Below are 23,900 nucleotides of genomic sequence, written 5' to 3'. Positions count from 1 at the left end.
CTTGCAATGAAAGTACATGACGTGTACTTTTGTTTCCAGGCCACAGGAGAACCGCCATGACCCTCGCGAAAACTGCCATTGCTTCATTCGATGTCGACGCCCAGAAGAGCTTCACGCCACTGTGCCCCAACGAATTGCCGGTGGCCGGCGGCGACCAGATCGGTGCCGAGCTCAACTACATGGCCAGCCTGGCCGGCCATCGCGTCGGCAGCAAGGATGCCCACACCCCGCATGCGCCCTGGGTGGTGTCGCAGCACAGCGAGATGTTGCAACCCACCGGCCTGGCCCATGCCGATGTGACCTGGGTGAGCCATTGCGTACCGGGCACCGAGGGCTTCACCTTGCTGGACGCGTTGCCTACGCCCTATGACTATGACTACTTCATCTGGAAAGGTGTTGAACCCGACCTGCACCCCTACGGCGCCTGTTACCACGACCTGCACGACAAACTGTCCACCGGCGTGATCGAGTACCTGAAAGCCCAAGGCGTGACCCGCGTGATCGTCGGCGGCCTGGCCCTGGACTACTGCGTCAAGACCACCGCGTCGCAATTGCTCAAGGCCGGCCTGGAGGTGATCCTGCATTTGCCGGCATGCCGAGGTATCACGGAGGAGGGGGGTGTGCAGGCGGTCAATGAGTTGCTCAAGGCTGGTGCCGTCATCAGCAGCACCCGCGAAGAACTGGCCGCGATGGCCGCGCGTTAAGGAGAGACACCATGGAAAGTGCCTACGACTACGAAACGCCCGTTATCCAGGGTTTGCTCGACACCGATTACTACACCTTCACCATGATGCAAGCCGTGTTGCACCAACACCCGAATGTCGATGTGGAATACAACTTCATCGTCCGCTCCAAGGAGAAACTCGGCCACTTGATCCCCGAACTGCGCGCCGAGCTTGAGAAAATGGCCGGGCTGCACATGCGTGAAGGTGAACTGCGCTTTCTGTTCAACCCGCGCTTTCGCGAATACCTCACCCCGGATTACGAGCGTTTCCTCGGCCTGTTCCGCTTCAACCTGCGTTACATTCACGTCAGCGAAATCGACGGCCAACTTAACATCCGCGTGGTTGGCCCGATGCTGCACTGCATCATGTTCGAACAGCCGGTCTTGGCCCTGGTCAGTGAGCTGCGCAACCGCGACAAATACCCCGATGTGACCCTGGAAGACGTCACCCGCAAGCTCTACCAGAAGTTCGACTGGTTGGAGAAAAACCTCAGCCGCGAAGAGCTGGCCGACCTGCGTGTGTCCGACTTTTCTACCCGGCGGCGCCTGTCATTCAAGGCCCAGCGCGAGGTGGTCGATATCATGCGCCGCGACTTCCCCGGTCAGTTCGTCGGCACCAGTAACGCGCACCTGGCCTACGAATTCGACCTGCCGCTGATCGGCACCATGGCCCACCAATGGCTGATGGTGCACCAGCAACTGGGGCGGCTGCGCGAAAGCCAGAACGCTGCGCTGGAAAACTGGGTGCGCGAATACCGTGGCCGCCTGGGTATCGCCCTGACTGACTGCATCAGCACCGACTTTTTCCTCAAGGACTTCGACCTTTACTTCGCCAAGCTGTATGACGGCCTGCGCCAGGATTCCGGTGACCCCATCGTCTGGGCCGACAAGGTGCTGGCCCGCTACAAGCAACTGGGCATCGACCCGATGACCAAGGACTTGATGTTCTCCGACGGCCTGAACTTCGAAAAATGCCTGCCGATCCTGCGCCACGTGCGTGGCAAGGCCCGGTTCGGGTTCGGCATGGGCACCAGCCTGGCCTGCGATGTGGAGGGCGTGGAGCCGTTGAGCATCGTGATGAAGCTGGTGCGGGTGCATGGCGAACCGGTGGTTAAATTCTCGGACGACCCGGTCAAGAACGTCTGCGAAGACGCCTCGTTTTTGCAGTATGCAGCCAAGGTATTCAACGTCGGCCACGTGGAGGTATGACATGCAAGACCGTATCGTGCAGGAACTGAATATCGACCGCACGCTGGTGAAGGGCGGTGAGGCCAACGAAATCCAGCGGCGCATCGACTTCATCAAGGCCACTTTGCGCGGCTCCGGCTGCAAGGCGTTGGTACTGGGCATCAGTGGGGGTGTTGACTCCCTCACGGCCGGTCGTCTGTGCCAGTTGGCAGTGACGCAATTGCGCGACGAAGACTACGCCGCGCGCTTCATCGCCATGCGCCTGCCTTATAAAACCCAGGCCGACGAAAGCGACGCCCAGGCCTCCCTGGCGTTCATCACCCCGGACCAGATCGACACGCTCAACATCGCCGCCAGCGTCGACGGCCTCATGGCCAGCCTGACCACCACTGAAGTCAGCGCCGCCCATGTCGATTTCATCAAGGGCAACGTCAAGGCACGCACGCGGATGATCGCCCAGTACGCCGTGGCCAACTTGCATGACGGCCTGGTGGTCGGTACCGACCACGGCGCTGAAGCCTTGATGGGATTTTTCACCAAGTTCGGTGACGGCGCCTGCGATCTGGCCCCGCTGTCAGGCCTGACAAAAACCCAGGTGCGCCTGCTCGCCACGGCCCTTGGCGCCCCCGACAACCTGGTGCACAAACACCCCACCGCCGACCTGGAAGAACTCGTACCCGGCAAGCTGGATGAATATGCCTACGGTTGCACGTATGCAGAGATCGACGCCTACCTGATGGGCGAACCGGTGAGCGAGCGCGTGAGAACCATTGTCGAGCAGGCCTACCTGAAGACCGCCCACAAACGCGCGCTGCCCATTACCCCCTTGTAGGCGCTGGCGAGCCAGTTGCTACAGGGGATTTCGGTCAACGTTCGATTGAGCGGCTCCAGCGCGCATTCCACTCCGGCCGCGCCTGGTTGACCTGGTCCCAATCAATTGAAATCGCGGTCTGCAAGTAACCCTGCATGGCTTCGACCCGTGCCCGGGTCTTGTCGGTGGTCGGCGTGGTCGGGTTCGATGGGATCTGGTCACCTTCTTCCAGCGCCGGGGCCTGGGCTTCGGCGGTGAGCAGGAAGGCTGCCAGTTTCTGCGCCAGTTCCGGCTGGTCGTTACGGGCAATCACACATTCAGCCACGTTCAGCACCACCGCACCTTCCTTGGGTTGCGCATATTCCATGGGCACGCCGAGCAGTTTCTGGGTGGCGACCTGGGTGGGCGTCAGCGGGAAGATCGCGGCTTCGTCGGTCTGCACCATTTCGGAGATCTTCGCGGAGCTGGCGATGTATTCCAGCACATTGGGGCCGACAGTTTTCGGCCAGGCCTTGAAGCCGGGGTCCACGTTGGTTTCGTCGCCGCCCTGGATACGGTTGAACATCAGGAAACCGTGCAGGCCGAAGGTGGATGAAGCCAGGGACTGGAACACCACTTTGTCCTTGAAGCGCGGGTCGGCGAGGTCCATCCAGGAGGTGGGCGCGGCCCAGCCTTTTTCCTTGAACATCTTGGCGTTGTAGCCCAGGCCGGTGACGCCGAGGGTTACGGCCACGGCTTCTTCCTTGATCTTCGCCTTGGCGGGGATCTGTTCCAGGGTCGGGCTTGGCGCCAGCTTGTCGCACAGGCCCATGGCGATGGCGCGGTACATGATCCCATCATCGAGGAACATCACGTGCATCTGCGGGTTGTCTTTGTTGGCCTGGACCTTGGCGAGGATGTCCGACGAGGTGCCGGGCACGATCACCACGTTGACGTTATTGGCCTTTCGAACGCGGGCAGCACCTTATCGGCGTACACCCGCTCCATGGTGCCGCCGTTCATGCCCAGGTACAGCGTGGGCGCGGCGTGCGAGGTGGAGGCGAGCAGGGCGAGGGACAAGCAGGACAGCGCAATACGTGGGTTCATGGATGTTTTTCCTCTCAGGCTTGGAAACGACGGATGGAAAACGCTTCGATGGGTTGGCGGCTGGCTCCGTCGCAGACGATCTCTGCCAGGGCTTCACCGACCGCAGGACCGAGCTGGAACCCGGCGCCGGCAAAGCCGAAACCGTGGAGCAGGCCGGGTTGAGTGCTGCTGGGGCCGATCACCGGTTCATGATCGGGGAGGTAACCTTCGGTGCCACTCCAGGTGCGGATGGCCTGGGCACCTTTGAGGAACGGGTACAGCTCGCCGGCATTGCGCAGGATCTCCAGCACCGCGGCCTGCCCAGGTCGTGCTTGCTGCGGGCCGAGGGCAAAGCCGCGACCGCCGCCGAGGATGCAATTGCCCCGGGCGACCTGTCGTGCATAGATCCCACCACCTTCGACGCCAGTGCTCACGTCCATCACTACCGGCAAGGGCTCAGTGACCAGCATCGCCGGGTGTGCCGAAGTCATAGGCACTGCTTCGCCAAACTGCTCGGCCACCGCACCTGCCCACGCCCCTGCGCAATTGAGCAGCCACGGCGCTTGCAGATGCAGGCCGTTGGCGCAGTGCACCTGGAAGTGCTGGCCGTCATGCTCGATACGCGTGACCTGCGACTGTTCATAAATGTGCGCACCGCGGTGTTTCGCCGCGCGAGCAAAGGCGGGCGACACCAGACGTGGGTTGGCGTGGCCATCTTCCGGGCAGAGCGAGGCGCCTACGGCGATATCACCCACCCACGGGAAGCGTGCACGCAATGCGGTGTAGTCGAGCAACTGCAAACCCAGGCCAAATCCCCGTGTCTGCTCGGCATACGCCTGCAACGCTGAGAAATCGGCGTGACTGCGCGCCAGCTTCAAATGCCCGGAGCGCACGTATTCGCCGTCAATGCCGATCAATCCCGGCAAGTCCGCCCACAGCTGGTGGGCGCGTTGCGACAGTGGTAACTGGTGCAATGGCCGGCCTTGGCGCCGCACGCCGCCATAGTTGACGCCGCTGGAATGGGAGCCGCAGAAATCCCGCTCCACCAGCGCCACCCGCTGGCTTTTCTGCGCCAGCATCAGCGCTGCCGAGGCGCCGACGATCCCGCCGCCCAGTACGATGACGTCGATCATGGCTGTACCTCCACGCCAAACGGGAGCGGTTTGATCGGCGCCTGGCCCCGCAAGCGGCCGACGTGTTCGATGGCCCGACCACTGCGTTCGGCGACAATCTCCGCTGCCGCCAACCCGCACATCCGGCCCTGGCAGCGGCCCATGCCTACCCGACAATGGGCCTTGACGCGATTGATCTCCCAGTGACCTTCATCCACCACCGCGCGTACGTCGCCGACGCTGACTTCTTCGCAACGACAGAGGATCAACTCATCGGGGGCTTCGGCTGCCCATTCCTCCGGGAACGGGAATGCGGTTTCCAAGCCATGGCGAAAGCGCTGGATGGCCGTCAGTTGTTGCTCCAGCACAGCAGGGCGGCGGTGATCGATGGCAATGCGCGAATCCTCGAGCACGGCCAGCGCCGCACGTTCACCCGCCATTTGCGCCGCATCCGCGCCCATGATTCCGGCGCCATCGCCCGCCAGGTACACGCCGTTGACGCTGCTGCGTCCGGCGCTGTCCCGATGGGGCAACCATGCGCGGTTCAGGGCACTCCAAGCGAACTCACAGCCGAGCAAGTCCGCCAGCTGCGTCTCGCTGCGCAGGGCGTGGGCGAAGGCCACGGCGTCGCATTCCAAGGCCTGATCATCCCATTGAATGCCGCTGACCCGTTGCGCGCCGTCGATCTGTTGAAGCGTGGCGCCTTGATGCACGGGAATCCCATGGGCCGTCAGCCAGGCGCGGTAATACAAGCCTTTGGCTAACGTCGCCGGTTGCCCTAACAGCGCGGGTAATGCACGGCACTGGGCACTGAACGGCGCGCTGTCGAGCACCGCCACCACCCTGGCGCCGGCCTTGGCGTATTGATAGGCGACCAGGTAGAGCAACGGCCCGCTGCCACAAAACGCGACGCGCTCACCGATGGCGCAGCCCTGGTACTTCAGCGCGATTTGCGCCGCACCCAGGCTATACACGCCCGGCAAGGTCCAGCCCGGCACGGGCAGGATGCGGTCGGTGGCGCCCGTGGCGACGATGAGTTGCGCGTACTCGATGCTTTCGGCGCGGCCGTTGTTGAGCATGTCCAGGCGCCCGTCCTCGGCATTCCACACCAGGGTTTCAGGGCGGTAGTCGATCATGGGGGCGAGCTCATCCATCGTGCGGTGTATGGCTTGGGCCTTGCGCGCTTCAAATCCGTAGATCTGCTTGGCGGTGCGTTGAAAGCCCAGCGGTTGACGTCGATAAATCTGCCCGCCGCCGCGCAAGCTTTCATCCACCAGGCAAGGTTTGATGCCGTGGTCGAGCAACGTGCGCGCCGCGCTGATTCCGGCCGGGCCTGCGCCCACAATCACCACGGGCTTCATGGTCGGCGCCCCGGATCGCGGCTGATGGCCTGGCCTTCTTCCAGTAGCGTCGAACAGGCGCGCACGCGGCGCCCGTCTTCAAGCCGCACCCAACAATCCTGGCACGCGCCCATCAGGCAGAAACCGGCCCGTCGTTCGGCGCTGAAGTCACTGCCACGCAGGTGTTCGGCGCAGGTCAGTACGGCGGTCAGCAGGGTGTCACCGAGCAAACCGCTGGCAGGTTGCCCATCAAGGGTGAAGGCCAGGGCAGGGCGCTGGGTTTCGGCCAGGCGTTTGAACAGGGCCATCAGTGTTTCCCCACCAATACACGGTCCAGGCCGTAGACCCGGTCCAACAGGATCATGGTGGCCGCTGTCAATGCAATCACCAGCGCCGACACCGCCGCCATCATCGGATCGATGGACTCGGTGGCATACACATACATGCGCACCGGCAAGGTCTGGGTCGCCGGCGAACTGACGAAGATCGACAACGTCACCTCATCGAAACTGTTGATGAACGCCAACAGCCAGCCGCCCGCCACGCCGGGCAGGATCATCGGCAGGGTGATCTGGCGAAACAGCGTAAAGCGGCTGGCGCCCAGGGACTCGGCAGCCTGCTCGGCGCTGCGATCAATACCAATCGCGGCGGCCAACACCAGGCGCAGCACGTACGGGGTGATGATCACCACATGGGCCAGCATCAGCCAGGTGAAGCTGCCATTGACGCCCATCAGCGCGAACAAGCGCAGCATCGCCACGCCCAGCACCAGGTGCGGGATGATGATCGGCGACAGGAACAACGCGCTGAAAAAATTGCGCCCTGGGAACGTGTACCGGCTGATCGCCAAGGCCGCTGGCACGGCGATCAAGGTGGCCAGGGTCGCGGCGGTGAATGCCAGAATGAGGCTGTTATAGAACGCCTGGATGAAATCCGCGCGCTCGAACACCGCGCGAAACCATCGCAGGGAGAAGCCCGACGTGGGCAGGCTCAAGGTGTTTTCCGGCGTGAAGGCCACCAGGCACACCACCACCAGTGGCGCCATCATGAACAGCACCACCACACCGTGGAAACCGAGGGCCAAAGGACCGTTTCTGGACATGCGCTTAAACCCCCAGGGACTTTTTGTAGCGGCCTTCGACCATGCGGTTCCAGCTCAGCATGATCAGCAGATTGACCAACAGCAGCACCACCGCGATGGTCGCGCCCATGGGCCAGTTGAGTTCCGAGAGGTATTGGTCGTACACCACGGTGGCGACCATTTTCAGGCGACGCCCGCCGAGCAGGCCAGGGATCGCAAAGGAACTGGCGGCCAGGCCAAACACGATCAAGGTGCCGGACAGCACGCCGGGCATGACCTGCGGCAACACGATCTTGCGCATCACCGTGGCCTGGCTGGCGCCCAGGGACAACGCGGCTTGTTCAGCCGACGGGTCGAGCTTCTGCAGGGAGGTCCACACCGGGATGATCATGAACGGCAGCATCACGTGCACCAGGGCAATGATCACCGCGAACGGCGTGTACAGCAGCTTCACCGGGCGCCCGCCGAGGAACTGGATGACCTGGTTCGCCAACCCGTCTGCGCCAAGCAACAGGCTCCAGCCAAAGGCGCGCACCACCACCGAAATCAGCAAGGGCGTAAGGATCAGGATCAGGAAGATCGAGCGCCATGGCGTGCCCATGCGGCTGAGGATGTAGGCCTCGGGCACACCGATCAGCACGCACAGCAGCGTGACCAGTGCACTGATCCAGAAGGTGCGCCAGAAGATCTCGTAGAAGTACGAGTCGCTCAATAGCGACAGGTAATGCGCGAAGGTCCATTCATCGGCCTTCACGCCCACCTGGTAGTCGAACACGTTGAACGACAACACCAGGGTCAGCCCCAACGGCAGGATCAGCAACCCGGCAAACAGCACCAGGGCGGGCAATGACAACAGGTAGCCCCGGCTCATGCGTGCACCTCATCCTTCGCCAGCACGCGTAGCAGACTGGCTTGCCAGTCCAGGCCCACCGCCGCACCGCAACCGAGCGGCGCGCTGCCGTCGTTGCTGCGCACCACGATGATTTCGCCCAGGCTGGTGTGGATGCGATACAGCCATTGGCTGCCGAAAAAGTAGCTGTCGAGGACCTTGCCTTGCAGTCGGCCGCTGCCTGCGTCGACCAATTGGATCTTTTCCGGACGCAGGCTCAGGGTCAGTTCGCCGTCGCCGCTTTCGTGACGTACTTGTGGGCTTCCCAACAGGTCGTAGTCGCCCGGCAACAGGTTAGCCTTGCCGACAAAGTCCGAGATGAAGCGGGTACGCGGGTGTTCGTAGAGCTTGTACGGTGCGTCGATCTGGGTCACGCGCCCGGCTTGCATGACCACCACGCGGTCGCTGATGGACAGCGCTTCGGCCTGGTCGTGGGTGACCATCAAGGTGGTGATACCGACGGCGCACTGGATGCGGCGGATTTCGAACTGCATCTCTTCGCGCAAGTTGGCGTCGAGGTTGGACAGCGGTTCATCCAGCAGCAACACCGGCGGCTCAATCACCAGTGCGCGGGCCAGGGCCACGCGCTGGCGTTGGCCGCCGGACAGTTCACGCGGGTAACGGTCGGCGTGGGGGGCCAGGCGCACCAGTTCCAGCACAGTCTTGACCTTGCTGGCGATCTCGGCGGCCGGCACTTTGCGCATCTTCAGGCCGAAGGCGACGTTGTCGCGCACGCTCATGTGCGGGAACAGCGCGTAGCTCTGGAACACCACGCCCAGGCCTCGACTGGCGGGCTTGGCGTGGGTGATGTCACGGCCGTCGAGCAGGATCTGCCCGCCACTTACATCAACGAAGCCGGCGATCATTTGCAGCGTGGTGGTCTTGCCACAGCCCGAGGGGCCGAGCAGGGAAACGAACTCGCCTTTTTCCACCGCAAGGTCAGTGGCGACCACCGCATCGACGGCGCCATAGCGTTTGCTCAAGGCGTTGAGTTGGAGAAATGCCATGTCTGCGTTCCACCTTTTTTGAGTCGCGTCGAAACGCGCTTTTTTGTTTTGGGCAGATGCGAATGAGGTGTAGCCGGTGCGTTGGCGCTCGATCTTGAGTCGGCTGCCGTTAGTTGTTCAATTCGCCCCTGTAGACGCAGATTAGGACGAAGACTAGGATGGGCGGAAGATGGAATTTCACTGAATGGACTACTATTTTCAAATTTATTCACTCACCGGAATTAACTAAGATATTGGTTATTATGGATTCCACTGATCGAAATGATGGCGGTAAAGAAGTGGGTGCCGGTGCGGTGTCTCGGCTGTTCGCGCTGCTGCGCACCCTGGGTCAGGTGCCGGAGGGCGGCGAACGCGTTACCCAGCTCGCGCAACAGGTGGGCCTGTCCCAACCCACCACTCACCGGCTGCTGCGCAGCCTGATGGACGAAGGCATGGTCGAGCAGGACGCACGCAGCAAGCGCTATCGCCTGAGCCTGGAGTTCTTCGCCCTGGCGGCGCATGCGGGCAAGACCGGCAACCTGCGTGACCTGGTGCGGCCAAGCATGTTGCGCCTGAGCGCATCATTGGGTGATTCGCTGTTCCTGCTGGCGCGTTCAGGCTTCGATGCGATCTGCCTGGACCGCAGCGAAGGCCCGTACCCGATCCGCACCTTCACCGGCGATATCGGCGGGCGCGTGGCATTGGGTGTGGGGCAGGGCAGCCTGGCGATCCTGGCGTTCTTGCCGGAGGAGGAGCGCGAGACGGTGATCCGTTACAACTTGCCACGGCTCAAGGACTTCCACCTGTATGACGAAGTGCTGCTGCGCTCGGAAGTGGAGAACGTGCGCAACCTGGGCTATGCCGCACGCAATACCGGGGTGTTGGAAGGCATGGCGGGGTTGGCGGTGCCGATCCTCAATCGTGACGGACATGCGGTGGCGGCATTGAGTGTGGCGACCATCAGCGATCGGCTGGGGCCGAGCCGGTTGCCAATGGTGGTGGAGTTGTTGAAGCGCGAAGCGGCGGCGATCGGGCCCCGGATCAATCCGTTTGATCCGACGTTGCGCCGGCCCTCACAAACCTTCGGCGGGTAACGATTTCAGCCACGATGAAGAGCAAAAAATGGGGGAGCGGGCCTCACACACATTCAGATGGCGGCCAGGGCGACTGAGGTGGCCGCCGTGCGGGTCTCCACGCCCAACTTCACATACACATGCTCCAGATGCTTGTTTACCGTCCTCGGGCTCAACCCCAGAATATCCCCGATATCCCGATTGGTTTTCCCGCACGCCACCCAGCGCAGCACCTCTACCTCACGCTCGGTCAACTGAAACCGGGCTGACAGCAGCCTCTGCGCCGGCTCATCTTCAAGCGTCAACACACTCGGCTGCTGCGCCTCCCGCGCCGACAACAAAATACGTGACGTGCGCAAATGTGCCGCCACCCGCGCCAGTACCTCGTCGGTCTGGATCGGCTTGGTCACGTAGTCACTGCCACCCACTTCAAAACCCTGCACCACGTGCCTGGTGTCGGTCAGCCCGGTCATGAACACCACCGGGATGTCCGCACTGGCGGGTTGCGCCTTGAGCCGGCGGCAGGTTTCGAAGCCGTCCAGGCCGGGCATCATTGCGTCCAGCAGGATCAGGTCCGGGCGCCGGCGTTGTACGCGGTTCAACGCGCTGAGGCCATCGAGGGCCACCAGCACCATATAGCCCGCGTCGTCGAGGGCGTCAGAGAGCATCGCCAGGTTATCCGGCGTGTCGTCGACGATCAGCACAACGCCGGGTTCAGTGCTGCGGGTGAGTGCATTCATCTTCGGCCTCCTTGAGGGTGCGGTTGAGTTCATCCAGGCGAAAACCCTTGAGCAGCCCGCGTACCTTGCTGATGAAAGGCTCGGTGTCGGGCTGCTGCGCAAGGATCGTGTCGAGTTTTTCGTGCAGGCCGCGCACGTAACCGATGGCGCTGAGTTCGGCGAGTACCGCCAGGTCTTCGGCGCCGGGCAGCACACGGGGAGGCGGTGGCGGTATCGAGCGCTGGGTGCGCCGCAGCCAGTGCAGGTCCAGGTGCTGTTGCAGGCGCCCGAGCAGCTCCGGCGTGCGCACGGGCTTGGCCAGGTAGTCGTTGCAAGCGGCGGCAATGCTGCGTTCGCGGTCGTCGGTAAAGGCGTTGGCCGAGATCACGATGATCGGTGCGGTGCACAGCGCATTACGGCGGATCAGGCGGCTGGTTTCGTAGCCATCCAGGGTCGGCATCGACAGGTCCATCAGGATCAGGTCCGGCGCCAGCAGCGCCACCTGGCGGATCGCGTCCTGGCCATTACTGGCCTGGATCACCTCGAAGCCCAGCGGCGTGAGCATGCCGCTGAGCACCTTGCGATGGTCTACATGGTCATCCACCACCAGGATGCGCCGCCGCTCGCCTTGATAACCGATGATGTCGTGCTCCACATGCACCACCGCTTGCGGCGCGCGCACCTGAGACAGGAACAGCCGCACCTGGAAGCAGGTGCCCTTGTCCAGCTCGCTGGTTACTCGCAGTTCGCCGCCCATCAACGCAGTCAGCATGCGCGTGATAGTCAGCCCCAGGCCCACGCCGTTGTCCTGGCGCATCAGGTCGCCGCGCTCGAACGGCTGGAATATCCGCTCCAACTGCCCAGGATCGATGCCGATGCCGGTGTCGATAATCTCGAAGTTGGCGGTCTCGCGCATATAACTGACCCGCAGGCGCACTTCGCCGCTGTCGGTGAAGTTCACGGCGTTGCCCAGCAGGTTGATCAGGATCTGGCGCACGCGTTTTTCATCGCCGCGCACCACCGCCGGGATCTTGCCCACGCAGTCCAGGCGAAAACGCAGACCCTTGTCGTGAGCTTGCGGGGTGAACATCTGCTCCAGGTCGTGGAGCAGCTCGGGGAAGGGGATTTCGGTGAGTTCCAGGCGCAACTTGCCGGCCTCGATCTTGGCCACGTCGAGCAAACCGTCGATCAATGACACCAAGTGCGAACCACTGCGCAGGATGGTCGCCAGTGCATCCTGATGCTGTTCGGGCATGGCGCTGTCGCGCTGCAGAATCTGGGTGAAGCCAAGGATGCTGTTGAGCGGCGTGCGCAGTTCGTGGGACAGCCCAGTGACGTAGCGGCTCTTGGCGGCATTCGCGGCTTCCGAGGCTTCCTTGGCTTGCTGCAGGGCCTGGTCGGTGAGGCTGTGGGCGTCGATTTCCTGCATCAGCAGCAGGGTTTGGCGGTCGGATTCCTCCTGGGCTACGCCACGGCTTTCGCGGGTCAGCACCACCCACCAGGCGAGCACGGCGGCCAGGACCGAGAGGGTCAGGAACGCCTTGAAGAACGCCTGGTACAGGGTTTCCGAATGGGGCAAGCCCTGGGCCGCCTGTACGTAGATCAACGCCAATGCGCCGGCCAGCATCAGCACCAGGGCGAGCAACAATCCCAGGTAATGGGCCAGGCGTGTGTGCAGGCGCGGCATCATCGTGTTCGGCAGCAGCCAGCGCAGTACGCCTTCGAACTGGGTGACCAGGCGGGCGTGGGGCTTGCAACGATCACCGCAGCGCGCATCCAGCGAGCAACACAGTGAGCAGATCGGCGTGCTGTAGGCCGGACAGAACGCCATGTCCGCGGTCTCGAACGGGTTGCTGCACAGCCCGCACACCGCGTGGGTCGCGGGGGCAACCGGGTGAATCAACTGCACGTCGCTGGTGCGGGCGATGTAGTACTTGCCCTGGGTCAGCCAGGCCAGCAGCGGCGCCATCACCAGCGCCGTGCTCAGGGCCACGAAGGGCGGTGCCGCCTGGGCCAGGGCGCCGAACAGGCCGAAGTGGGCGAGGATCGACAGCAACGACGCAATCAGCATCGAGCCGACGCCCACCGGGTTGATATCGTAGAGGTGCGCGCGCTTGAACTCGATGTGCCGGGGCGACAGGCCCAATGGCTTATTGATCACCAGGTCCGCCACCAGCGTGCCGATCCACGCGATCGCGATATTGGCGTAGAGCCCCAGCACCTGGTCGATGACGTCGAACACGCCCAACTCCATCAGCATCAGCGCGATGGCCACATTGAACACCAGCCACACCACGCGACCGGGGTGGCTGTGGGTCACGCGGGCGAAAAAGTTCGACCAGGCCAGGGAGCCCGCATAGGCATTGGTCAGGTTGATCTTCATTTGCGAAATGATCACGAACAGCACCATGGCGCCGAGCGCCCATTCCGGCGAACTGAACACGTAGCGGAACGCAACCAGGTACATCTGGGTCGGCTCGGCGGCGCGCTCCATGGGGATTTCATGTTGCAGCGCGAGAAACGCCAGGAACGCCCCGGCGAACATCTTCAAAGCGCCGGGGATGATCCAGCCGGGGCCGGCGCAGAGCAGGGCGGCCCACCAGCGCTTGCGGTTGGCAGCAGTTTTTTCCGGCAGGAACCGCAGATAATCCACCTGTTCACCGATCTGCGTCACCAGCGACAACGCCACCGTGCAGGCGGCGCAGAACGCCAACAGGTTGAAGCCGCCGCCGTCACCGCTGCGTCCGACAAAGCTGGTCCAGTCGCTGAAGGCGTCGGGGTTCTTCCACCCCACAAAGCCATACGGCAGCACCAGCAACAACAGCCAGATCGGTTGCGTCCACAGTTGCAGGCGGCTGATCAGCGTCACGCCGTACGCCACCAGCGGGATCACCAGCAGCGAGCAGATCACATAGGCCAGGGCCAGCGGGATATGGAAATACAGCTCCAGTGCCAGCGCCATGATCGCCGCTTCCAGGGCGAAGAACAGGAAAGTGAAGCTGGCGTAGATCAGCGAGGTGATGGTGGAACCGATATAGCCGAAGCCGGCGCCACGGGTGAGCAGGTCCATGTCCACGCCGTAGCGCGCGGCGTAATAGCTGATGGGCAGGCCGGTGAGGAAGATCACCACGCTGATGGCGAGGATCGCCCAGAAGGTGTTGGTAAAACCGTAGTTCAAGGCCAGCACGCCGCCGATGGCCTCCAGCGCCAGGAACGACACCGCGCCGAGTGCGGTGTTGGCAATGCGCAGCTCCGACCACTTGCGGAAGGACTTGGGGGTGTAGCGCAGGGCGTAGTCTTCCATGGTCTCGTCGGCGACCCAGGTGTTGTAGTCGCGGCGGATCTTGACGATGCGCTGGGTGCCGGAAGGAGGGTGCACGGCGGGAGACTCCGGAAAGAGGGCGGGTGTTAATGAGCAAGTTCCATGCCCCGATTCAAAATGTGGGAGCTGGCTTGCCTGCGATGGCGGTGGGTCAGGCATGGGGAAGTCGGTTGATACACCGCCATCGCAGGCAAGCCAGCTCCCACATTGATCGGTGCTGTCAGGGCGGGCGGGATCCTGCTCGAAAATGGTGCGCAGTGGCATACGTCAAATGACGTACGCCGTTACGTCAGGCTGCGTATACCCGCCCCAGTCCTCTGCCGCCATGCTGGACTCCTCATTGCAGAGGAGTCGCCCCATGGCACCACGATTGATCCGCTCCACACCGCTGTTGGCCCTGTCATTGCTGGCGGCCGCTCTGTTCAGCCAGGGCGTGCTGGCCGATAACGAAGGCCTCGCCGTGACCCCGACCGAAGTCACCGTCGGCCAGTTGCACTCCGCCACCGGCACCATGGCGATTTCCGAAACCGGTTCGATCCAGGCCGAACGCTTGGCCATCGAACAGATCAATGCCTCTGGCGGGATCCTCGGACGGCAGATCAAGGTGATCCAGGAAGACGGCGCCTCCGATTGGCCGACCTTCGCCGAAAAAGCCAAGAAGCTGCTGGTCAACGACAAGGTCGCCGCCGTGTTCGGCTGCTGGACCTCGGCCTCGCGCAAAGCCGTACTACCGATCTTCGAAAAGGAAAACGGCCTGCTCTACTACCCGACCTTCTATGAAGGCCTGGAACAGTCGAAAAACGTGATCTACACCGGGCAGGAAGCCACCCAGCAAATTCTCGCCAGCCTCGACTGGATCGCCAAGACCAAGGGCGCCAAGACCTTCTACCTGGTCGGCTCCGACTACATCTGGCCGCGCACGTCGATGAAGATTGCGCGCAAGCACATCGAAAACGTCCTGCACGGCACCGTGGTCGGCGAAGACTACTACCCGCTGGGCAACACCCAGTTCGGTTCGCTGATCAACAAGGTCAAGCTGAAAAAGCCTGATGTGGTGTTTGCGGCGGTGGTGGGTGGGTCCAACGTGGCGTTCTACAAACAACTCAACGCGGCGGGCGTTAATTCGGCCAAGCAGACCCTGCTGACCCTGTCGGTCACCGAGGACGAACTGCTCGGCATCGGCGGTGAAAACATGGCCGGTTTCTATGCCTCCATGAAGTACTTCCAGAGTCTGGATAACCCCAACAACAAAGCCTTCGTCGAGGCCTTCAAGGCCAAATACGGCAAGGACGCAGTGATCGGCGACGTGACCCAGGCGGCCTATCTGGGGCCGTGGCTGTGGAAAGCGGCGGTGGAGAAGGCCGGCAGTTTCGACGTGGATAAAGTTGTGGCCGCGTCGCCTGGCATCGAGCTGAAAACCGCGCCGGAAGGCTACGTGAAGATTCACGAGAACCATCACCTATGGAGCAAGTCGCGCATCGGTGAAGTGCAGCCCAACGGTCAGTTCAAGGTGATCTACGAGTCGGATCTGATCGAGCCGAATCCGTTTCCCAAAGGCTACCAATAACCCCGGTCTTGACGCTGACCTAAGTGTGGGAGCGGGCTTGCTCGCGAATGCGGAGTGTCATTCGCCGGTGTATTGACTGATCCACCTCATTCGCGAGCAAGCCCGCTCCCACCTAAAGCGGAAGCAGATTGCAATTCAACCTGGCGCTCAGGAGACCATCATCATGGAATGGCTATCGGAATTTGGAGCCATCGCGGCGATGCAGGGGTTCAACGGCTTGTCCGTGTTCTGCGTGCTGTTGCTGATGGCATTGGGGCTGGCGATCATCTTTGGCCAGATGGGTGTGATCAACATGGCCCACGGTGAGTTCCTGACCATCGGCGCGTACACCACCTACGTGTGTTCCAGCCTCACGGCGCACTTTGCGCCGGGCTTTCAACCCTATTACTTCTTCTTCGCCATTGCCCTGTCATTCCTGGTGGCCGGTGCGATTGGCTGGCTGGTGGAGTGGGCGATGATCAGCCGCTTGTACAAGCGCCCGCTGGACACTTTGCTCGCCACCTGGGGGCTGTCGCTGGTGATGCAGCAGACCTTCCGCTCGGTGTTCGGCGCCCGTGAGGTCAGCGCTGAACCACCGGCCTGGTTGATGGGCTCGGTGAATTTCACCGATGCCATCGAGATCCCGCGCAATGGCCTGTTCATGATGGCCCTGACCCTGCTGCTCACCGCCGCGATCTTCCTGATGCTCTACCGCTCGCGTTGGGGCCTGCAAGTGCGCGCCACGGTGCAGAACCGCCTGATGAGCCGCGCGGTGGGCATTAATACGCGCAAGGTCGACCGCATGACCTTCGCCTTGGGCTGCGGCGTCGCCGGGGTGGCCGGCGCGGCGTTCACCACCATCGGCTCCACCGGGCCGACGGCGGGCTCGCAGTACATCGTCGACACCTTCCTGGTGGTGGTCTTCGGCGGCGCGCAGAGCCTGTTCGGCACCATCGCTTCGGCTTTCGTGATTGCCCAGACCCAATCGCTGTCGGAGTTTTTCCTCAGTGGCTCGATGGCCAAGGTACTCACCTTGTCCTCGGTGATTCTGATCCTGATGCTGCGCCCGCAAGGGTTGTTCTCCATCAAAGTGCGCAAGTAGAGGCGAGCGGATGAAGGCTTTAGACAAGCTGCTGGGCGGCCAGCAAAACCTGATCGGCATCGTGTTGCTGGCGCTGTTGATCCTGGTGGTATTCCCCCTGACCCTGGATGCGTTCCGCCTGAACATGGTCGGCAAATACCTGACCTATGCGTTTGTCGCGGTGGGCCTGGTGTTGTGCTGGGGCTATGGCGGCATCCTCAGCCTGGGGCAGGGCGTGTTCTTTGGCGTCGGCGGCTACTGCATGGCAATGTTCCTCAAACTGGAAGCCTCGGACCCCGAAAGCACCAAGATCCAGTCCACACCGGGCATTCCGGACTTCATGGATTGGAACCAGATCACCGAGCTGCCGTGGCTGTGGCAGCCGTTCCACAGTTTCAGCTTCACCTTGGCGGCGGTGATTGCGGTGCCGGTGCTGCTGGCGTTCATCATCGGTATGGCGCTGTTCAAGCGGCGCGTGGGCGATGTGTATTTCTCCATCGTCACCCAGGCGATTGCGCTGATCCTCACGGTGCTGATCGTCGGCCAACAAGGCTTGACCGGTGGCGTCAACGGCATCACCGACCTCAAGACCCTGCTTGGCTGGGACCTGCGCACCGACAGCGCGAAGATGATCCTGTACTTCATCAACGCCGGGTTGCTGTTCGGCTGCATCTTCATTGGCCGCTTCATCCTTGCTTCCAAGCTCGGCCGGTTGCTGATGGCGATGCGCGACAAGGAAGAACGCGTGCGTTTCTCCGGGTATGACGTGGCCAGCTTCAAGATCTTCGTGTTCTGCGTGGCCGCCGCGTTCTCGGCGATTGGCGGGGCGATGTTTGCCTTGCAGGTGGGCTTTATGTCGCCGTCGTTCGTGGGCATCGTGCCGTCGATCGAGATGGTGATCTTTGCGGCGGTGGGCGGGCGCATGTCACTGCTCGGTGCAGTGTATGGCGCGTTGCTGGTGAACTACGGCAAGACTTACTTTTCCGAGTCCTTCCCCGAGTTGTGGTTGTACCTGATGGGCGGGCTGTTTATCGCGGTGGTGATGTACTTCCCCAACGGCCTCGCCGGTTTGTGGGACAGCCATGGGCGTCAGGCACTGGCGAAAATGTTGCGGCGTAAACCTGTAGCGGCGACCCCGGTGAACGCACCGTTAACACCCAAGGCCACAAGCAAAATCCTGGAGACCCAGCCATGACCGCCGTCGGCTTTGAAATGAAAAAACCGGTGCTGGCCATTGAAGGCCTCACCGTGTCGTTCGACGGCTTCAAGGCGGTCGACAACCTTAACCTGTACATCGACCGCAATGAAGTGCGCGTGGTGATCGGCCCAAACGGCGCCGGCAAGACCACCGTGCTTGACCTGATCTGCGGCAAAACCCGCGCCACCAGCGGCAGCATCCAGTTCGATGGCCAGGAGCTGACCAACATGCGCGAGTACAACATTGTGCGTGCCGGCGTGGGCCGCAAGTTCCAGAACCCGTCGATCTACGAAAACCTCACGGTGTTCGAGAACCTGGAGATGTCTTACCCGGCCGGTCGCAAGGTATGGGGCGCGCTGTTCTTCAAGCGCAACGCCCAGGTGATCGCCCGGGTGGAGGAGGTGGCGCGGGAGATCTTTCTCGGCGACCTGCTGCAACAACAGGCCGACCTGCTGTCCCACGGCCAGAAGCAGTGGCTGGAGATCGGCATGCTACTGATGCAGGACCCCGAGTTGCTGATGCTCGATGAACCGGTGGCTGGCATGAGCGTCAATGAGCGCGCGCAAACCGCCGAGCTGCTCAACCGCATCAGCCAGGGCCGTTCGGTGCTGGTGATCGAGCACGACATGGAGTTCGTCAAAAGCATCGCCCACAAGGTCACGGTGCTGCACCAGGGCAAAGTGTTGGCCGAGGGCAGCATGGCATCGGTGCAAAGCAACCCGAAAGTTATCGAAGTGTATTTGGGCCACTGAGGAGCCGCGCATGTTCAAGATCGACCAGTTGTCCTGCGGCTACGGGCAGAGCCAGATTCTCCATGACTTGAACCTGAATGTCGCCAAGCGCGAGATTGTCGCGGTGATGGGCCGCAACGGCATGGGTAAGACCACGTTGTTCAAGAGCCTGATGGGCATCCTGCCGCAGTGGCAGGGCCAAGTCAGCGTGGATGGGCAGGATGTCTCGGCGCTGGAAACCCATGAACGGGTCGCGCGGGGGATCGCCTATGTGCCCCAGGGCCGCATGATTTTCCCGAGTATGACCGTGCTGGAAAATATTCAGACCGGCTTGCCGGCATCGGCACGCGGCAAAGTGCCGGAAGACTTGTATGCGCTGTTTCCGGTGCTCCACGACATGCAGTCGCGAAAGGGCGGTAACCTGTCTGGCGGGCAGCAACAACAACTGGCGATAGCCCGGGCGCTGGCGACCAACCCCAAAGTGTTGTTGTTGGATGAGCCGACAGAGGGTATCCAGCCGTCGATCATCAAGGACATTGCCCGCACGCTGAAGGAAATCCGTAACCTGCGCGATTTGACCATTGTGGTGTCGGAGCAGGTGCTGTCGTTTACCCTGGACATCGCGGACCGTTTTCTGGTGATCGAGAAGGGGCGGTTTGTGATTGAAGAGACCCGCGACCGAGTGGATGAGGCGATGATCAGCCGGTACTTATCGGTGTGAATGCAGGTTGGGTTGCCGCTTCGTAAGTGCTGGTTTTAACCTATGTTTTACTGGAACCGTTGCTCTTTGTGTGGCCACAGATGGATGTCGACAAACTGTCCAGCCGAACGTTGGTCGGCTGTGATGCATCTACTCCCTGAGGTGTTGCCATGGTAAATACTCAATACGGTCAAAATTACCCACTCAGTTTCAATAGGCCTGATCTTGACGGGCAACCCACCTCGCGGGAGGACAAATACAAGAACACTTCAAATTTGAATCTGGTAAAGACGTTTGGGAATAACTTTGATTACTTCGTCAATACCAAGACCGGCTTCGTGGACCAGGCCAGACTCCGTGAAGTGGCGGCTCGTCCGCTGACCGGTCATTCCGTCGACGACAATATGACGCTATTGGCAGGCGAAATCCTTAATCGCCCGGACGTGAACCGCAAGTTGGATAAGTTGAATGAGCGCGGTATACACGACGGTCTAGTTGACCGTGAAAACGTTGAACAGCTCGTTGATTACTACACGAGCGATGACGCGTCTGCCGGCCAGCAGTCCAGGGCCGGAGAGCCGAGCACTGCACCGTCATTTTCGCAGGCTTACCCTGCGCAATATGAGCGCCCCATTAATAACGTCGGAGCGTTCAACCAGCCCGCAATGAATCATTCACCGGGGGACTATCGCGCGCCTTCGAATACCACGGTTGCACGGGATTTTGCCGATAACTTCAGCTACTTCCAGGGCCCGTCCGGCTTTGTCACACGTGCAGTCCTTGAGGACGCTGCCAATCGTCCGTTGACCGGTAACCCGGTAGAAGACCGGATGACACTGCTGGCCAACGAGATTCTCAGCCGTCCTGAAATGAGTCATTTGCTCGATGCAATCAACCACAGTGGTCTTGAAGACGGGCTGATCAGCCAGGGGGACGCGAACAGGGTGGTTGATTACTACCAATCCCAAGAGACACCGTCCATGCAGAGTTGGGCCGGAAGGTACACCGGTTCCATGCAGCGCCAACGTGTTGAAAACACCTACGACGAGTACTATCGCCCGCAGGCATTCGGCAGCAGGTCCGCATCGTCGCAAGGCGAAGGCATGAGCCCGCAGAGTGGTGAGGTTTTTCGTGAGTTGAGAGGTGCCACAAACGCTGATTTGGCGAAAGAGCTGGGTAATAACTTTGACTACTTCGCTCCCAACGCCAATGACAAAATCAGCCAGCAATCATTACGTGAAGTAGCAAGCCAGACGATGGACGGCAATCCCGTGAACGATAGGATGACCCTGCTGGCCCGGGAGATCCTTAGCCGGCCGGAGTTCAACCGTCAGTTGGACTCCGTTACCGACAGCGATCTACCGGACAGGCTGATTGGACGCGATACAGTCCAAACATTGGAGTTATGACTTTTCATGCTCAGGTAGAGCGCCTTGCGGGGGTGTCGGACTGAACGTCCTGTCGGGCAACGTTCAGTCGTCGCTGGGTGTGATCATCCTTTCCGGCCGCACCTGTCGCTCATAATCTTCGGCGGTTATCAGCCCTAGTTGCACCGCCGCGTCCTTGGGTGACAGGCCCTCGTCCGCGGCCTTACGGGTGATCTGCGCCACGCGGTCATAGCCCAGCACCGGGTTCAGTGCGGTCGCCATCAATAATGAGTGCTCCACATTGTGCGCCAGTTGCCGGCGGTTCACTTCCAGGCCGCCCAGCAGCTTGTGGGTGAACAGGCTGGCGCAGTCGCTGAGTACCTCGATCGAGTGCAGCAGGTTGTGGATCAATACCGGCTTGGCCACGTTCAATTCGAAGGTGCTGGAGGCCCCCGCCAGGGTGATGGTGGTGTGGTTGCCGATCACCTGCATCGCCCCCTGCACCAGCACTTCGGCGATGGTCGGGTTGCGTTTGCCGGGCATGATTGAAGAGGTCAGGCCGTCGTCGGGCACGATCAATTCACCCAGGCCGCAGCGCGGCCCCGAGCCAAGCAGGCGGATGTCATTGGCGATCTTGGTCAGTGACACGGCGAGCACATTCAATGTCCCAGAGGCTTCTACCAAGGCATCGTGGGTGCCCATGCCTTCGAACTTGCACGGGTTGGTTTCGAAGCGTTCGCCAGTGAGTCGGCTGATTTCCTCGCAGAACGCCAGGTCAAAACCCGCCGGTGTATTCAGTCCAGTGCCCACCGCTGTCCCCCCTTGGGGCAGCAGGCGCAGGCGCGGCATGCACGCTTCGATGCGCGCGATGCCGTGCTGGATTTGCTGGGCAAACGCGCCAAATGCCTGGCCTTGGCTCATGGGCACCGCATCCATCAGGTGGGTACGGCCGATTTTAAGCACCTCCTGCCAGGCGTCGGCTTTGTTACCGAGCGCATCACGCAGATGGCCCAGCACAGGCAGCAGTCGACCGCGCAGTTCCAGCACAGTGGTCAGGTGCATCACCGTGGGGAAGCTGTCGTTGGACGACTGTGAGCGGTTCACATGGTCGTTGGGGTGCACCGGCGACTTGCTGCCCAGTTCGCCGCCGAGGGTGAGGTTGGCGCAGTTGGCGATCACCTCATTGGCGTTCATGTTGGTCTGGGTGCCGGAGCCGGTTTGCCAGATCGACAGCGGGAAGTGCTGGTCAAGATCGCCCTTGGCCAGTGCTTCGGCGGCCTGTTCGATCGCTTGCGCCAGGGCCGGCGCCAATACGCCGAGGCGTGCATTGGCACGCGCACACGCACGTTTTTGTTGGCCAAAGGCGCGGATCAGGCTGGCGGGGAACGGCTGCTTACCGCCGAAGACCTCCAGCGCCCGTTGGGTTTGCGCGCCCCAGTAGCGGTCGGCCGGTATGGACACGGGGCCGAACGCGTCATGTTCGATTCGCAGAGTCGTCATCACGAGGCTCCGTTAAAGCGCAGCGCCGGCAGCACGCCCGAGCACGCGTTGGTATTCATCCTGGGCAGTCTGTTGGGAGAACTCCCCGGACCATTTCGACACCACCACCGTCGCGACGCTATTGCCGATGGTGTTGCAGGTGGCAATGGCCATCGACATGAAGCGGTACACGCCGAACAGCAGCGCCAGGCCTTCTGCCGGCAGCACGCCGATGGCCGTGACCGTCGCGGCGAACACCACGAAGCTGCCACCCGACACCGCCGCCGCGCCTTTGGAGGTCACCAGCATGATCGCGATGATGCCCAGCTGTTGTTCCCAGCTCAGCGGCACTCCGTAGGCATTGGCGATAAACAGCACGCACAGCGACATGTAGATCGAGGTGCCGTCGAGGTTGAACGCATAGCCGGTGGGCAGCACCAGGCCAACGCTCTGTTTGGAGCAACCGAATTTCTCGAGTTTTTGCAGCAGGCGCGGCAGGGCGCTTTCCGACGAGGCGGTGCCGAGCACGATGAAGATTTCATCCTTGATATAGGTGAGGAAACGCCACAGGCTGAAGCCGCTCAACCGGCATACGGCGCCGAGCACCACACAGATAAAGAATGCGATGCCGACGTAGAACATCAACACCAGGTTGGCCAGGGACATCAGCACCGCCGTGCCATTGCTGCCAACCGCGTAAGCCACCGACCCGAAGGCACCCAGGGGCGCGAACTTCATGATCAGGTTGATAAACTCGAAGAAGCACTCGGAGATGCGGTTCAGGCCGTCTTCGATCACTTCGCGGCGTTCGGGCTTCAACGCCAGCAGGGCGAAGCCGAACAACACCGAGATCACCAGTACTTGCAGCAACTGGCCGCCGGCGAAGGCACCGACGAAATTGTCCGGAAAGATGCCGTAGATAAAGTCCAGGGTCGACGCCGGCGCATGCCCCTTGGCCACGGCGGCACTCGCGGCGGTCGCGGCGGCGCTGCTCGGGTGGGCGTCGTGCATGCCGGAGCCGATCTGCAACAGGTTGCCCCACAACAGGCCGATGGCCAGGGCAATGGTGGAGACCACTTCGAAGTAAATCAACGCGCGCAAGCCGACCTTGCCGACGCGCTTGATATCGCCGGCCGAGGCGATGCCGTGGACCACGGTGAAAAACACCAGCGGCGCGACGGCGGTCTTGATCAGCTTGAGGAAGATATCGCCAAGGATCTTGAAACCGGCGGCCAGCTCGGGGGCGAGAAAGCCGAAGGCGATGCCGAGGAACATGGCGGCGATGACCTGGAAGGTCAGGTCCTTGTAGAGCGGTTTTTTTGCGGTGGTGGATGACATGTCTGTGCTCTCATTGTTGTTATGGTTCGGGTGTTACACAGGCTTGTGAAACGAAAGAGAACCCCTGTGGGAGCGGGCTTGCTCGCGAAAGCGCTCTGTCAGTTGATGCATTGGTTGACTGAGGCATTGCATTCGCGAGCAAGCCCGCTC

At 61.7% G+C, this 23,900-nt stretch carries 20 protein-coding genes and 1 pseudogene; 10 read left to right on the top strand and 11 right to left on the bottom strand.

Going from position 1 to position 23,900, the window contains the following annotated elements; translation table 11 throughout:
• Positions 1–56 precede the first annotated feature (56 nt).
• The 3 genes from BMZ57_RS15380 to nadE are packed head-to-tail and all read left to right on the top strand — an operon-like array spanning position 57 to position 2,744.
• Positions 57–704 carry a nicotinamidase gene (locus tag BMZ57_RS15380; protein WP_044287009.1) on the top strand — a complete coding sequence of 216 codons (648 nt, stop codon included), beginning with the start codon at positions 57–59 and terminating at the stop codon, positions 702–704.
• Between the two features lie 11 nt (positions 705–715).
• A complete protein-coding gene (gene pncB, locus BMZ57_RS15375; protein WP_010211096.1) occupies positions 716–1,933 on the top strand; it encodes a nicotinate phosphoribosyltransferase in 1,218 nt (405 codons plus the stop codon).
• A 1-nt stretch (position 1,934) separates the two neighbouring features.
• The gene (nadE, locus tag BMZ57_RS15370) at positions 1,935–2,744 is read left to right on the top strand and encodes an NAD(+) synthase (protein ID WP_044287011.1); all 810 of its coding nucleotides are present in this window, start codon (positions 1,935–1,937) and stop codon (positions 2,742–2,744) included.
• 34 nt (positions 2,745–2,778) lie between these two features.
• Here nadE and BMZ57_RS15365 read toward each other — a convergent pair.
• The 7 genes and pseudogenes from BMZ57_RS15365 to BMZ57_RS15335 form a co-directional block, all read right to left on the bottom strand.
• Positions 2,779–3,809, bottom strand: a pseudogene (locus BMZ57_RS15365) (ABC transporter substrate-binding protein).
• Positions 3,810–3,823: 14 nt separating this feature from the next.
• Entirely contained in the window at positions 3,824–4,921 is a 1,098-nt protein-coding gene (locus tag BMZ57_RS15360; protein WP_010211092.1) for an NAD(P)/FAD-dependent oxidoreductase, read from the bottom strand.
• Entirely contained in the window at positions 4,918–6,261 is a 1,344-nt protein-coding gene (locus BMZ57_RS15355) for an FAD/NAD(P)-dependent oxidoreductase (protein WP_069672675.1), read from the bottom strand. The genes BMZ57_RS15360 and BMZ57_RS15355 overlap by 4 nt, the downstream gene beginning before the upstream one ends.
• On the bottom strand, positions 6,258–6,548 hold the full coding sequence (locus BMZ57_RS15350) for a (2Fe-2S)-binding protein (RefSeq protein WP_010211090.1): 291 nt from the start codon (positions 6,546–6,548) through the stop codon (positions 6,258–6,260). The genes BMZ57_RS15355 and BMZ57_RS15350 overlap by 4 nt, the downstream gene beginning before the upstream one ends.
• Positions 6,548–7,342 carry an ABC transporter permease gene (locus tag BMZ57_RS15345; protein ID WP_010211089.1) on the bottom strand — a complete coding sequence of 265 codons (795 nt, stop codon included), beginning with the start codon at positions 7,340–7,342 and terminating at the stop codon, positions 6,548–6,550. Before BMZ57_RS15345 ends, BMZ57_RS15350 begins: the two co-directional genes overlap by 1 nt.
• A 4-nt stretch (positions 7,343–7,346) precedes the next feature.
• Positions 7,347–8,192 (bottom strand): ABC transporter permease, encoded by an 846-nt coding sequence (locus BMZ57_RS15340; protein ID WP_021493287.1) that lies wholly within the window; start codon positions 8,190–8,192, stop codon positions 7,347–7,349.
• Complete coding sequence (locus tag BMZ57_RS15335) at positions 8,189–9,217, bottom strand: ABC transporter ATP-binding protein (protein ID WP_069672674.1); 1,029 nt, start codon at positions 9,215–9,217, stop codon at positions 8,189–8,191. The genes BMZ57_RS15340 and BMZ57_RS15335 overlap by 4 nt, the downstream gene beginning before the upstream one ends.
• Positions 9,218–9,459: 242 nt before the next feature.
• Here BMZ57_RS15335 and BMZ57_RS15330 point away from each other — a divergent pair, with 242 nt between their 5' ends.
• Positions 9,460–10,290, top strand: coding sequence for an IclR family transcriptional regulator (locus BMZ57_RS15330; RefSeq protein ID WP_021493285.1), 831 nt, complete (start codon positions 9,460–9,462; stop codon positions 10,288–10,290).
• 53 nt (positions 10,291–10,343) lie between these two features.
• Here BMZ57_RS15330 and BMZ57_RS15325 read toward each other — a convergent pair whose 3' ends face one another.
• Both BMZ57_RS15325 and BMZ57_RS15320 read right to left on the bottom strand, forming a co-directional pair.
• Positions 10,344–11,009, bottom strand: a complete 666-nt coding sequence (locus BMZ57_RS15325) for a response regulator (RefSeq protein ID WP_010211084.1) — start codon at positions 11,007–11,009, stop codon at positions 10,344–10,346.
• On the bottom strand, positions 10,984–14,367 hold the full coding sequence (locus tag BMZ57_RS15320; RefSeq protein WP_010211083.1) for an ATP-binding protein: 3,384 nt from the start codon (positions 14,365–14,367) through the stop codon (positions 10,984–10,986). The genes BMZ57_RS15325 and BMZ57_RS15320 overlap by 26 nt, the downstream gene beginning before the upstream one ends.
• A gap of 301 nt (positions 14,368–14,668) precedes the next feature.
• Here BMZ57_RS15320 and urtA point away from each other — a divergent pair, with 301 nt between their 5' ends.
• From urtA to BMZ57_RS15290, 6 genes are all read left to right on the top strand, one after another.
• Complete coding sequence (gene urtA / locus BMZ57_RS15315; RefSeq protein WP_010211081.1) at positions 14,669–15,877, top strand: urea ABC transporter substrate-binding protein; 1,209 nt, start codon at positions 14,669–14,671, stop codon at positions 15,875–15,877.
• Between the two features lie 163 nt (positions 15,878–16,040).
• On the top strand, positions 16,041–16,958 hold the full coding sequence (urtB, locus tag BMZ57_RS15310) for an urea ABC transporter permease subunit UrtB (protein ID WP_010211080.1): 918 nt from the start codon (positions 16,041–16,043) through the stop codon (positions 16,956–16,958).
• A 10-nt stretch (positions 16,959–16,968) separates the two neighbouring features.
• Positions 16,969–18,132: an urea ABC transporter permease subunit UrtC gene (gene urtC, locus BMZ57_RS15305; protein ID WP_010211079.1), complete on the top strand. Its 1,164-nt coding sequence runs from the start codon at positions 16,969–16,971 to the stop codon at positions 18,130–18,132.
• Positions 18,129–18,887, top strand: coding sequence for an urea ABC transporter ATP-binding protein UrtD (gene urtD / locus BMZ57_RS15300; RefSeq protein ID WP_010211078.1), 759 nt, complete (start codon positions 18,129–18,131; stop codon positions 18,885–18,887). Before urtC ends, urtD begins: the two co-directional genes overlap by 4 nt.
• A gap of 10 nt (positions 18,888–18,897) precedes the next feature.
• On the top strand, positions 18,898–19,587 hold the full coding sequence (urtE, locus tag BMZ57_RS15295) for an urea ABC transporter ATP-binding subunit UrtE (RefSeq protein ID WP_010211077.1): 690 nt from the start codon (positions 18,898–18,900) through the stop codon (positions 19,585–19,587).
• Positions 19,588–19,736: 149 nt separating this feature from the next.
• Entirely contained in the window at positions 19,737–20,975 is a 1,239-nt protein-coding gene (locus BMZ57_RS15290) for a hypothetical protein (RefSeq protein WP_010211076.1), read from the top strand.
• A gap of 63 nt (positions 20,976–21,038) precedes the next feature.
• On the opposite strand, the gene BMZ57_RS15285 is transcribed toward BMZ57_RS15290, so the two are convergent.
• Together BMZ57_RS15285 and BMZ57_RS15280 are read right to left on the bottom strand one after the other, a co-directional pair.
• A complete protein-coding gene (locus BMZ57_RS15285) occupies positions 21,039–22,433 on the bottom strand; it encodes a class II fumarate hydratase (protein ID WP_010211075.1) in 1,395 nt (464 codons plus the stop codon).
• Between the two features lie 12 nt (positions 22,434–22,445).
• Complete coding sequence (locus tag BMZ57_RS15280) at positions 22,446–23,750, bottom strand: cation:dicarboxylate symporter family transporter (protein ID WP_010211074.1); 1,305 nt, start codon at positions 23,748–23,750, stop codon at positions 22,446–22,448.
• Positions 23,751–23,900: the final 150 nt, after the last annotated feature.

This window comes from Pseudomonas simiae (genome assembly GCF_900111895.1).
Taxonomy (GTDB): domain Bacteria; phylum Pseudomonadota; class Gammaproteobacteria; order Pseudomonadales; family Pseudomonadaceae; genus Aquipseudomonas; species Aquipseudomonas simiae.
The sequence above is the reverse complement of the archived record's forward strand: the minus strand, read 5'-3'. Positions and strand labels throughout refer to the sequence as shown.